This window comes from Streptomyces sp. NPDC046349 (assembly GCF_055587885.1).
This window is the reverse complement of the sequence record NZ_JBVJFK010000006.1, coordinates 474241-486015: the sequence shown is the minus strand read 5'-3', so window position 1 is coordinate 486015 and position 11775 is coordinate 474241. Positions and strand designations below refer to the sequence as shown.

Sequence of the window (11775 nt, the reverse complement as noted above, 5' to 3'; positions counted from 1 at the left end):
ACGAAAGCACCCCCGAACAGCTCCGCCAGCGACTCGTCCCACTCGTCCGGCACAACGCCACGCACGTCGTACGCCTTGACGATGTTCGAAAGATCTGCGGCCACTGCCTGCCCTCCTGAGGTTCTGTGCGGTCCGGCAAACCTACCCTGAACCAGCAGCTGTCCCGCAGATGACCCGAGGTCAGGAATCCGGCGATCTGAGGACGCGCAGGTGTCCGCGGCGGGTCTCGCCGGTGGTCCGGCCGTCCTTGCCGGATCCGCCGGGCCCGGGGGCGCGGCCCGGCGGGCGCGCGGCTTCGCGGACGGCGTTGGCCAGGGCTTCGAGGTCGTCGCCGCTGGGGCGCGACGGACCGGACCCGTCGGCCAGACGGACGACCTCCCAGCCCCGCGGGGCTGTCAGGCGCTCCGAGTGCTCGGCGCACAGGTCGTAGCAGTGGGGTTCGGCGTATGTGGCGAGCGGGCCGAGAACTGCGGTCGAATCGGCGTAGACGTACGTCAGTGTCGCGACGGCAGGGCGGCCGCACGCGGTGCGCGAACAGCGACGTACAAGGCTCACGACGTTGGACGGTACCGCACTCTTGACCGGGCCGCGACGACTCCACCGCTGCTCACTCCCCCGTGTCGTGCTCGGAGCTACCCTGCGGGGGTGACGGACACCCCTCTGCCCCCTTGCCCCGCCGAGCCCCCCGCGGGGGTCCCCGTCGAGCCCAGAACGCGTCGGCGGGACCGGCACGGGCGCGGGATGCGCGGTCCGCTGGCCCCTCCGCAGGTACCCCTGGCGGCGAGCCGGGCGGAGCTGTTCGGGGATCTCGTACGGGACTCCGTCGAGCGGCTGGAGCGGCGCTGGCCGCAGCTGTCCGACGTGGAGTTCCTGGTCGCCGACGTGCCGGGGCCGCCGGGCGGTGCGGACGGCGGCTGGAACGACGAGGCGGTGCCGCTCGGTGCGGTGTCGGAGTCCCGCCAGGGGCGGCCGGCCCGGATCGTGGTGTTCCGGCGGCCGGTGGAGATCCGTACGAAGACCCGCGACGAGAAGGCGATGCTGGTCCACGAGATCGTGGTGGAGCAGGTGGCGGAGCTGCTCGGACTCACTCCGGAGACGGTGGACCCCCGCTACGGCCAGGACTGACGACCGTTGCGGACGCGGCGGGGGCCCTGACCGTCACCTGGTCAGGACGGAGAGGTCCTGGACGGCCTTGGGGACGGACACCGTGGAGTGGTCGTCGGAAAGGCCCTGGACGGTGAACATCGGGATGCCGTCGTTCGGGAGGGACAGGGTGCGGGCCGCATGGACCGGGCCGCCCGAGAGGGTCTCGACGGTGAGGGCGTAGGAGCCCTTCCCACCGGCGGGTGCCAGGGTCAGTGTCTGCGTGGTGCCCGCCTTGATCGTGACCTCCTGGGAGGCCGGCTCACCGCCTCCGGTGCCCGGGGACGCCGTCACCTTCACCTTCGCCTCGGCGCTCGGCGCGGTGAGCGACAGCACGGTGGTGTTCTCCTCGGGCCGGTTGTCGGCGACGGTCGCCCGGGCCCCGACGGCCCGGGTGGCCGGGACGAAGCCGAGCTCCTGCTTGGCGCCGCTGCCGCGGACCACGCGTACCGCCGCGACCAGCGGGGCGGTCTTCTCGGCATCCGCCGGGGTGAGCAGCAGCGAGCCGGGCTCGCCGCGGGTCAGGTCCTTGAGGTCCACGACCGCCGTCATGCCCGCCTTGACATGCAGCTGCTCGCTGCCGGCCGGGCTGATGGCGCCGCCCGGTCCGGCCAGGCGCACCTTCAGGTCCGCGTCCTCCTCGCCGGGCACGAAGGCGACCAGCCGTACGGAGGCGGCGTCCGCCGGGATGCCGGGCAGCACCAGTGAGCCCGCCGGGTCGGTGGACGCGGGCAGCCAGTCGGCGCCCACGTTCTCCTCGGCGACCTGCACGGAGGCGCCCACCCGGCCCGCGCGGGTCGTCACGTGCGCGGTGGCGTCGGCGAGCTGGGTGGCCGGAAGCAGGGAGGAGAGCAGGACGGTCTTGGTGGACTTGGCGTCGACCCGGATGTTCTCGGCTGCGCCCGCGTCGGGCTTGGCCAGGCCGTCGGGGCCGAAGAGCGCGATGTCGACGATGGCGGCCGCGTCGTCGGGGTTGGTGAGGTGGACGTAGTCCTCGCGCCCCTTGGCGGTGCTGACCCCGGGGAACCAGAAGTCGGTACCGGGCTCGGTGCAGCCGACGCCGAGCACGCCTCGGGCCCGGCCGACCGAGACCTTGGTGGTCAGCTGTGCCGTCCAGCCGGGGGCGAGGACGCCGTCGGCGCTTCCGGTGAGCGCGGGGGCGTCGGCCCCGTTGGCGGTGGCTCCGACGGGCTTGCCGGGCTCCTTGGGCTCCAGGACGGGTTTGGCGTCCTTGGTGGCGCCGAGCAGCCGGGCGGAGCCCTTGCCCTCTCCGGCGGGGGCGCCGGGCGTGAACGAGGTGTAGGTGGTCTCGGCGATGTCCGACGAGCTCGGCCCGGGGCACACCAGCAGGGACCGCTCCACCGGCATCCGGGCCGAGGCCGCCGCCCTGCCGTCGGAGGACCCGCCCGCGGGGGCGGGCGCGGTGAGGGCGGCCACGCCGGTGAGGGCGGCCAGTGCCGCCGCCACGGCCGCCAGCGTCAGGGGTGCGCGCTGCTTCACTGCTGAGGGCTCCCGTCAGGACGCGGGTCGTGCTGTGCGTGGACGTCGTGGTGCGGGTACGGCTCGTAGGGCTGGTAGGGCTCGTACGGGTAGGGGTACTGCTGCTGGTCCTGGTGGTGGGCCGGCTGGTGCTGCTGCGGGTACGGGGTCTCGTGGGCCGCGCCGCCCTGCTGCTGGTCGTACCCGGGGTACTGCTCGTACGGGTACTGCTCCTGGGACTGCTGGGACTGCTGCGGCTCGTATGCGTAGCCGCCCTGGTCGCCGTAGGCCTGGTAGGTGTACGACTCCTCGCCGTACACCGGCTGTGCGGGGATCTGAGCGTACGGGTCGGCGGCGGTCGCGGTGTCCACGGGGCCGGGGGCCGCGTCCGCCTCGGCCTCGGCCTCGGCGCGGAGCCTGCGGGCGCGGCGGCCCTCGCCGGACTCGCCCGGACCGGGGCGGACCGCGGACGCGGCCTCCTCCTCGGGCAGGTCGTCGTCGAGCTCGGCGCGCCGGCCGGGCAGGGCCATCACCAGCAGGACCAGGGCGAGCAGGCCCTGGGTCCAGTTCCAGGCGGTCCGCAGCAGGGAGCCCTCGTGGACGAGGTCGAGGCGGCCTCCGTCGGCGGGGAGCTCGAAGCCCTGGGCCCAGCCGTCGAGGGTCTTCGGCTTGAGCGGCTTGCCGTCGAGCGTGGCCTGCCAGCCGGCGTCGGCGCGGTCGGCGATGCGCAGGACGCGGCCCGCCTCGCCGGCGGGGATCTTGCCGTGGGCCTCGACGGGACCCGCGGCGACCGGGATCGGGGCCTCGCCCTGCTTGGCGGAGACGATCACGGCGCGCGGCAGCCAGGGCTCCACGCCCCACAGCGCGGTGCCGTCCTGCTGGTGGCGCCTGCTCAGGCCGGGGGTGGCGTCGAGGACGCGGCGGATGTCTTCGGGCCCGCCGGGGCGGAACATCACGAAGCGGATGGCGTAGGCGCTGAGCTGGCTGGACTGGTCGGCGCCGGAGCCGGCGACGAGGTTGGAGACGACCTTGTCGAGCCGGGGGTCGTCGCCGGTCCGGGCGGTGATCTCGGCGTCGCCGAGGCGGCCGCCGGGGCCGCGGACGAGGCTGTAGGAGACCGTGGCGGGCCCGTCGAGGTCGAGGAGCAGGGTGCGGGTCTGGTTGTCGTCGCCGCCGGCGTCGGCGACGAAGGCCGGTACCTGCACCGGGTCGCGGCGCTGGAGCGGGCCGTCGGCGCCGGCGACCATCCAGGTGGCCGCGGCGATCAGCGGGCCCGCGGCGGCCGCGAGGGCGATCAGCGCGGCAAGCGGCTGGCGCCAGCCGAAGTTGCGGGCGGCGACCCGGTCCTTGGCGCCGTCCGCGCCGACCATCGCGGCGGCGAGGAGGGCGATTCCGTACACGAGGGTGGCCGGTCCGGCCCAGGCGGTCCGGTTGGCGAGGACCGCGAGGAGGAGGGCGGCCAGGGCGGTGGCCCAGGCGGTGCGTACGGCGAACTGCCGGTCGGTGCGCAGCAGGGCGGCCAGGGCGGCCAGGACGATGCCGGCGAGGAGCAGGCGGGCGCCGGTGCCGGGGCCGCCCGGGCTGATGCCGAGCAGGTCCAGTGCGCCCGCGGAGCCCGTTGCGTAGGGCACGCCGGCCTCCTGGAGGAAGCGGCCGGGGTGCGTGAGCAGGCCCAGCGACCAGGGGGCGAGGACGACGAGCGGGACGGCGAGGGTGGCGAGCAGCCGCAGGCCGTACGACTTCCACTGCGCGCGGCGCAGGACGAGCGCGGCGGCGCCGAGGAGGACGGCGAGCGGCCAGACGACGGGGGTGAAGGCGGTGGCCAGGGTCAGCAGGAGCGTGTACGTCCACACCGCGCGCCAGCCGCTGCGCTGCTCGGCGGCGGCCGCGTGCTCGCCGAGGCCGAAGGCGGCGACGGCGGAGCGGGCGATGAGGGGGAGCACGACGGCGAGGACGGCGGTGCCGAGGCGGCCGCCGGCGAGGGCGCCGGTGACGGCGGGCAGGAAGGCGTAGGCGGTGGCGGCCCATGCGCGCAGCAGCCGGGATTCGACGAGCGGCCGGGAGGCGAAGTAGGCGGTGAGGCCGGCCAGCGGGACGGAGGCGACGAGCAGGAGGGTCAGGGCGGCCTGGGTGGAGCCGAACAGCAGGGTGGAGAAGGCGCCGAGGACGGCCAGGTAGGGCGGGGCGGGGGCGGTGGAGCCGGTGCCCACGGGGTGCCAGCCGTCGGTGTGGATGCTCCACAGGTCGAGGCCGCTGTCGGGGGCGGGCAGCAGGGCGCCGCCCATGAGGGAGCCGCCGCCGATCAGGGCGCGGCAGGCCGCGAGGGAGACCAGGAGGAGGAGTCCGAAGAGGAAGGGGGCGGGGTTGCGCGCGATCCGCTTGAGGCGTGCGAAGCGCTCGGTCTCCTGGTAGTCGCCGTCCTCGCCGGGTGCGGTCAGGATGCTGCCGCCGCCGTGCCGGCCGGCGGGGGCGGAATCGGTGGCGCGGTTGCCGCCGAAGTAGCCGGCGAGCTGGTCGGCGTTGGCCCGCAGGGAGGCTCCCGGCGGGGGGAAGAGCGGGCGCAGTTCGGAGGCGGGGACGGCGGGGCGGCGGCGGGCCTTGCGGGCGGCGAGGAGGCGGCCGGGCCGCAGCAGGGTGGCGAGGAGGCCGGTGATCTCGTCGACGGCCTGGCCGGGCGCCTTGCCGATGAGGTAGGCGAGGGTCCGCAGCACGGTGCCGAGCAGGACGCGCAGCAGGACGTAGGGCAGGGCGCGGCCCGAGCTGTTGGCGAGGATCGTGTAGACGGCGCCGGCCTTGTCGACGCGGTGCGGGCTGGCGGTGGTGCGGCCGGCGCAGTCGACGGTGCGGCGTTCGCGGGCGGAGGCCTCGGCGTGGCGCATGACGGCGTCGGGGGCGACGAGGACGGTGTGGCCGGCGCTCTGGGCGCGCCAGCACAGGTCGACGTCGTCGCGCATGAGGGGCAGGCGCCGGTCGAAGCCGCCGAGCTCGTCGTAGACGTCGCGGCGCACGAGCATGCCGGCGGTGGAGACGGACAGGACGGGGCGGATCTGGTCGTGCTGGCCCTGGTCCTGTTCGCGGCGGTCGAGGCCGGTCCAGCGGCGTCCGCTGCGGGCGATGGTGACGCCGGCTTCGAGGAGCTGCTTCTTGTCGTACCAGCCGCGGAGCTTGGGGCCGATGATCGCGGCGTCGGGGTTGTCGTCGGCGACGCGGAGCAGTTCGGTGAGGGCGTCGGGTTCGGGGGCGCTGTCGTCGTGGAGGAGCCAGAGCCACTGGACGGGTTCGCCGTGGGGGAGGTCGGGCAGGTCGTAGGCGTCGTCGCGCCAGGTGCGGCTGACGGGGTCCCAGCCGCTGGGGCGCTTGAGGTACGGGAGGTCCTCGGGGGTCAGGATGCCCGCGGTGCGGGCGGATTCGTCGACGGCGGTGCCGAATCCGGTGCGGCGGGCGAGGTGCAGGACCCGGTCGTCGCCGAGCGCCTCGGTGAGCAGCCGCGCGGACTCGTCGGCGCTGCCGGTGTCGGCGGCCACGTGGCTCTGCGCGGGGCGTTCCTGGCCGAGGAGGCCGGCGAGCGTCCGGGGCAGCCAGCGGGCGCCGTCGTGGGCGACGAGGACCGCGGTGACGACGTGCCGGGGGAACTCGGGTGTGACGGGCGCCTGGTAGGAGGCCGTCGACTGGCTGTGCAGGGACATCGCGGTACGGGCCCTCCGGCCGGGGGTCCGGGGGTGGTGTGCCCTCGGAGGCTGCTGGACAGCGCCCCACCCTAACGGCTGCCAAAGCAGCGGTCCGCCTCCTGCGGGGAAGGTGCAGGAGGCGGACCGTGTGCAGTGCTCTTCGTTCGGCTGTGCGTCGTGCTCGACGCCTTGCTCGGATATTCGGATATGTCGTGCGGGGTGCTGCGGGTGCCGGGCCTGGGGTGCTCCGGCGGTGTCAGACGGCTGCTTTTTTCAGGCGGCGGCGCTCACGCTCGGACAGGCCGCCCCAGATGCCGAATCGCTCGTCGTTGGCGAGGGCGTACTCGAGGCATTCGGAGCGGACTTCACAAGCGAGGCAGACCTTCTTGGCCTCGCGGGTGGAGCCGCCCTTCTCGGGAAAGAAGGATTCGGGGTCGGTCTGGGCGCACAGGGCGCGCTCCTGCCATCCGAGCTCCTCGTCCGCTTCCTCGACCAGCAGTTCCTGAAACAGCTCGGTCATGTGCGCCCCTCGCTCTGTTGGTGCGTCCCCGTGGTCACGTCGTCACTCATTGCTACGTAACGACACGAGTGAAATTACAAGTGTGTGGCTCCGGGGCAGTCAAGCCGGGATCTGCTATCGGGCCCCTTATTCACTCTGCGGAACCAAGCCTATGCAGAAAGTGTTCATATCGCCAAAAATCGTGACACATGCCATCGGCGTCATCAGATGTCACCTTCACCCGTAATCCACGCGTCCCCCGGAAGCGGGGTTGCGGCCCACTCCGAAGAGCGGCGTAGATCACATTCAGGTCACGACATGGCGGGATCAGGTTTGAGCCCGGCGCAGCGCCACCTCCCCTGCCGCGGACTGCACAAACCTTTCTCCGCACACAGCAACCGGATGAGGTGAAACTTTTCCCCCAAACCGGACATTGGGTTGACAGCCGGACCCCGAACCCGTTCTCCTAGTTCGCATGTCAGCGCCCGCAGCCGCCACCCGGACCCCCATTCGTGGGTTCCTGCGCGCTGCCCAGGTTCGCTGTTGCTGTTGCTGCTGTTGATGCCCGTGGAGCCTCGGCTCCACAGAGCTCCGGCCCTCCCCCACAGCGACCGCCAGCACGACTGACATCCGTCGAGGTACCCCCCGATGAACAGCACCACCGCCAGCACCACTACCGCTTCCGCCGCCGCCACCGCCGCAACCGCGGCCGTCGAGAGCGACCTGCAGATCGCCGGCGACATCCTCGCCGTCCAGCACCTCCTCCAGCCCGCCCGCGAACACCCGGCCACCGTCGCCGAGTTCGTCGGCCTGGCCCGCTCCATCGCCGAGGACCGCGCCTCCTGGCAGCACCTCGTCCAGTACGACGCCACCACCCGCTGGTACCACCGGCTGCGCACCGGCCCCGGTTACGAGGTCTGGCTGCTCAGCTGGGTCCCGGGCCAGGGCAGCGGCCTGCACGACCACGGCGCCTCCTCCGGCGTCCTGACGGTCCTGGAGGGCGAGCTCACCGAGCACACCTCCCGAGGACGGCTCACCCACCGCGCGGGCGGCCAGCGCGTCTTCGCCCCCGGCTACGCCCACGAGGTCGTCAACGACACCCTCGACGGCGCGGTCAGCCTGCACGTCTACTTCCCCGGGCTGACCGAGATGCCGATGCACAGCTGCTCCCCGGCGCAGTCCGAGTCCGTCCCCGCCTGAGCCCGACCCGCCTGCCACTCCGCCCGCCGGAGGGGCGCCACCCCTCCACGACAGCCGCGGCCGACAGTCCCACCCGCCGCCCGACCGCCACCCCTCCACGACAGCCTGCGGCTGACAGACTGTCCGTATGCGCATTGTTGTTCTGGCCGGCGGTATAGGCGGCGCCCGGTTCCTTCGCGGACTCAAGTCGGCGGTGCCCGACGCGGACATCACCGTCATCGGCAATACCGGTGACGACATTCACCTCTTCGGGCTCAAGGTCTGCCCCGACCTGGACACGGTGATGTACACCCTCGGCGGTGGCATCAACGAGGACCAGGGCTGGGGCCGGACCGACGAATCCTTCACCGTCAAGGAGGAACTCGCCGCCTATGGGGTCGGACCCACCTGGTTCGGGCTCGGGGACCGCGACTTCGCCACCCACATCGTCCGCACGCAGATGCTCGGCGCCGGCTACCCGCTCAGCGCCGTCACCGAAGCCCTCTGCGACCGCTGGCAGCCCGGCGTGCGGCTGCTGCCCATGTCCGACGACCGCGTCGAGACCCACGTCGCGATCACCGAGGCCGGAACCGGCGAGCGCCGCGTCATCCACTTCCAGGAGTACTGGGTCCGGCTGCGCGCCTCGGTGGACGCGGAGGCCGTCGTACCCGTGGGTGCCGAGCAGGCCAAGCCCGCGCCCGGCGTGCTGGAGGCCATCGCCGCGGCCGACGTGATCGTCTTCCCGCCGTCCAACCCCGTGGTGTCGGTCGGCACGATCCTCGCCGTGCCCGGCATCCGGGAGGCCATCGCCGCCGCCGACGCCCCCGTCGTGGGCCTGTCCCCCATCGTCGGCGGCGCACCCGTGCGCGGGATGGCCGACAAGGTGCTCGCCGCGGTGGGCGTGGAGTCCACGGCCGCCGCGGTCGCCCTGCACTACGGGACCGAGCTCCTCGACGGCTGGCTCGTCGACACCTCCGACGCGGACGCCGTCGCCGAGGTGGAGGCCGCCGGCATCACCTGCCGCGCGGTGCCCCTGATGATGACCGACCCGGAGGCCACCGCCGAGATGGCCCGGGCCGCGCTGGACCTGGCGGAGGCCTCCCGGTGACGGCGGCTCCCTCGTACGAGGTGCGGGCCGTCGACGGGATACCGGAGGTCCGGCCGGGTGACGACCTGGCGAAGCTGATCACGACGGCCGCGCCCGATCTGCGCGACGGTGACGTCCTGCTCGTCACCTCGAAGATCGTTTCCAAGGCCGAGGGCCGGATCGTGCGGGCGGACTCGCGCGAGGCCGCCATCGACGCGGAGACCGTACGGGTGGTCGCGCGCCGGGGCCCCCTGCGCATCGTCGAGAACCGGCAGGGCCTGGTGATGGCCGCGGCCGGCGTGGACGCCTCCAACACCGCGCCCGGCACGGTGCTGTTGCTCCCGGAAGACCCCGACGCCTCGGCGGCCGCGATCCGCGCCGGGGTGCGCGACGCGCTCTCCGTGGAGGTGGGCGTGGTCGTGACGGACACCTTCGGGCGGCCGTGGCGCAACGGGTTGACGGACGTGGCCATCGGCTCGGCCGGCGTGCGGGTCCTGGACGACCTGCGGGGCGCCACCGACGCCCACGGCAACCCGCTGAGCGCGACGGTCGTGGCGACGGCCGACGAGCTCGCCGCCGCCGGCGACCTGGTCAAGGGCAAGGCGGCCGGCCTGCCGGTGGCCGTCGTACGAGGACTGGCGCACGTCCTGGCCGAGGGCGCGACGGCACGGGACCTGGTGCGCGCACCGGCCGACGACATGTTCCGGCTGGGCACGTCGGAGGCGGTACGGGAAGCCGTCACGCAGCGCCGTACCGTACGGGCCTTCACGGCGGAGCCGGTGGACCCGGGCGCGGTGCGGCGGGCGGTGGCGGCGGCCGTGACCGCCCCGGCCCCGCACCACACGACGCCGTGGCGGTTCGTGCTGCTGGAGTCCGAGGACTCGCGGCTGCGGCTGCTGGACGCGATGCGGGACGCCTGGATCGCCGACCTGCGCCTGGACGGCAAGTCCGAGGAGTCCATCGCGAAGCGGGTGCGGCGCGGGGACGTGCTGCGGGCCGCCCCCTACCTGGTGGTGCCGTGTCTGGTGACGGACGGGGCGCACCACTACGGGCACGCCCGGCGGGACGCCGCGGAGCGGGAGATGTTCGTGGTCGCCATGGGGGCGGGCGTGCAGAACCTGCTGGTCGCGCTGGCCGGTGAGCGGCTGGGGTCCGCGTGGGTGTCCTCGACCATGTTCTGCCGGGACGTGGTGCGTGAGGTGCTGGAGCTGCCGCAGGACTGGGACCCGATGGGCACGGTGGCGGTCGGCCACCCGGCGGCGGCCCCGCCGCAGCGGCCGGGCCGCTCGGCGGAGGACTTCATCCGCGTGCGGTGACGCCGGCCCCGCCTGCGGCCGGCCCTGCGGAAGGCAGCCCGGGACGGCTGCGGCGGGCCGGGTCCGCCGACGCTGCGGGGAGCCGGATCCGCTCACGCTGCGGCGAGCCGCGTCCGCCGACGCTCCGACGGCTGCGAGCGGCGCTGCCGAGGGGGTGTCCGCAGGGCGGGCCGGCGGCGGGTGACGGCAACGCGGCGGGGTACGGCGCCGGCCGGGGCGCGCTAGAAGCGGCCGATGTCGCTGCGGTACATGCGGGGAGCGCGCCGGGGCGGAGTGCGGCCCGCGAGGAGGACGAGGCGGGCCGCCCGGTGGCGCTGGCCGGGGTACGGGGCGAGGAGCTCCAGCATCGCGGCGTCGTCGGCGTCGCGGTCGCCGGCGAGGGCGTAGCCGATGATCCCCGGCAGGTGCAGGTCGCCGGTGGTGACGGCGTCGGGGTGGCCGTTGCTGCGCTGCAGGGTCTCGGCGGAGGTCCACGGGCCGATGCCGGGGACGGCCTCCAGGCGGCGCGCGGCCTCGGGCAGGTCCATGGCCGCCGCCTCCTCCAGGCGGTTCGCGACGCGTACGGCCCGGACGATGGTGTCGGAGCGCTTGGCGTCGACGCCGGCCCGGTGCCAGTCCCAGGACGGGATCATCGCCCACGTGCGGGGATCGGGCATGACGTGCAGGTTCTGCCCGTGGGGGCCGGGCGCGGGCTCGCCGTACTGCCGTACGAGGCGGCGCCAGGCCCGGTAGGCCTCGTCGGCGGTGACCTTCTGTTCCAGGACCGTGGGGATCAGGGACTCCAGCACCAGGCCCGTGCGGGTCAGGCGCAGGCCCGGGCGGCGGCGGTGGCTGGCGTGCACGAGACGGTGGCGGGGCACGAACACCGCCGGGTCGTCGGCCGCGCCGAGCATGACGGGCAACTGGTCGAGCAGCCATGCGGCGCCGGCACCCCAGGCCTCGGCGTCGATCTCCGCGCCGGTCCGGGAGACCCGGAGAGTGGCGGGGCCGTCAGGGGTGCGGGTGGCGCGCCATACGGAGCCGTCGGGTGTGGTGCGGAAGGTGGGGTCGCCGGGGCCGCGCCGGAGCGGGCCGAGCGTGAGAGCGAGGTCGACGGGGCCGTCGGGGGTCCAGCGGCGTGCCGCTCCCCTGCCGCCGGCGCTGCTCCCCCGCCCCGGTGGCACGGCGGTGCGCCCGCCGCGCACGACGGTCCGGTTGAGGGGGTCGAAACGGCCGGCCATGGATCGAGCGTAGCCCGCCCGCCGGAGCGCGATCCCCCGGCCGGCCCCTGCCGCCGCGCCAGGCCGTGGCGGACCGGCGGTGGGACCACCGGCCCGGGCCGCAATTCCGGCCGCAGCCGATGGCCTGCGGCGGGCCCGCGCGATGGTGCCGGGGCTCGGCCGGGGCCGGCCGAAGGCCGCAGGC

The 11775-nt window shown here is 74.5% G+C and carries 9 protein-coding genes; 4 read left to right on the top strand and 5 right to left on the bottom strand.

Going from position 1 to position 11775, the window contains the following annotated elements; genetic code table 11:
- Nucleotides 1-180: 180 nt before the first annotated feature.
- Nucleotides 181-555, bottom strand: coding sequence for a DUF3499 domain-containing protein (locus tag ACZ6JS_RS17465; RefSeq protein ID WP_469298757.1), 375 nt, complete (start codon nucleotides 553-555; stop codon nucleotides 181-183).
- Between the two features lie 90 nt (nucleotides 556-645).
- Between ACZ6JS_RS17465 and ACZ6JS_RS17460 the strand changes: the two genes are divergently transcribed.
- Nucleotides 646-1125: a metallopeptidase family protein gene (locus ACZ6JS_RS17460; RefSeq protein WP_469298756.1), complete on the top strand. Its 480-nt coding sequence runs from the start codon at nucleotides 646-648 to the stop codon at nucleotides 1123-1125.
- A gap of 33 nt (nucleotides 1126-1158) precedes the next feature.
- Here ACZ6JS_RS17460 and ACZ6JS_RS17455 read toward each other — a convergent pair whose 3' ends face one another.
- The 3 genes from ACZ6JS_RS17455 to ACZ6JS_RS17445 form a co-directional block, all read right to left on the bottom strand.
- Nucleotides 1159-2643: a DUF5719 family protein gene (locus ACZ6JS_RS17455; protein WP_469298754.1), complete on the bottom strand. Its 1485-nt coding sequence runs from the start codon at nucleotides 2641-2643 to the stop codon at nucleotides 1159-1161.
- Complete coding sequence (locus tag ACZ6JS_RS17450) at nucleotides 2640-6308, bottom strand: glycosyltransferase family 2 protein (protein ID WP_469298753.1); 3669 nt, start codon at nucleotides 6306-6308, stop codon at nucleotides 2640-2642. Before ACZ6JS_RS17450 ends, ACZ6JS_RS17455 begins: the two co-directional genes overlap by 4 nt.
- A gap of 238 nt (nucleotides 6309-6546) precedes the next feature.
- Nucleotides 6547-6810, bottom strand: a complete 264-nt coding sequence (locus tag ACZ6JS_RS17445; protein WP_003983763.1) for a WhiB family transcriptional regulator — start codon at nucleotides 6808-6810, stop codon at nucleotides 6547-6549.
- 627 nt (nucleotides 6811-7437) lie between these two features.
- On the opposite strand from ACZ6JS_RS17445, the gene ACZ6JS_RS17440 reads away from it, so the two are divergent.
- The 3 genes from ACZ6JS_RS17440 to ACZ6JS_RS17430 all read left to right on the top strand — a co-directional run bounded on the left by ACZ6JS_RS17440 (nucleotide 7438) and on the right by ACZ6JS_RS17430 (nucleotide 10371).
- Complete coding sequence (locus ACZ6JS_RS17440) at nucleotides 7438-7989, top strand: cysteine dioxygenase (protein WP_469298752.1); 552 nt, start codon at nucleotides 7438-7440, stop codon at nucleotides 7987-7989.
- 127 nt (nucleotides 7990-8116) lie between these two features.
- Nucleotides 8117-9076, top strand: a complete 960-nt coding sequence (cofD, locus tag ACZ6JS_RS17435) for a 2-phospho-L-lactate transferase (protein WP_469298750.1) — start codon at nucleotides 8117-8119, stop codon at nucleotides 9074-9076.
- On the top strand, nucleotides 9073-10371 hold the full coding sequence (locus ACZ6JS_RS17430; RefSeq protein WP_469298749.1) for a coenzyme F420-0:L-glutamate ligase: 1299 nt from the start codon (nucleotides 9073-9075) through the stop codon (nucleotides 10369-10371). The genes cofD and ACZ6JS_RS17430 overlap by 4 nt, the downstream gene beginning before the upstream one ends.
- A 221-nt stretch (nucleotides 10372-10592) precedes the next feature.
- Here the strand turns inward: ACZ6JS_RS17430 and ACZ6JS_RS17425 are convergent, their stop codons facing one another.
- Entirely contained in the window at nucleotides 10593-11591 is a 999-nt protein-coding gene (locus ACZ6JS_RS17425) for a DNA-3-methyladenine glycosylase family protein (RefSeq protein ID WP_469298747.1), read from the bottom strand.
- Between the last annotated feature and the right edge of the window lie 184 nt (nucleotides 11592-11775).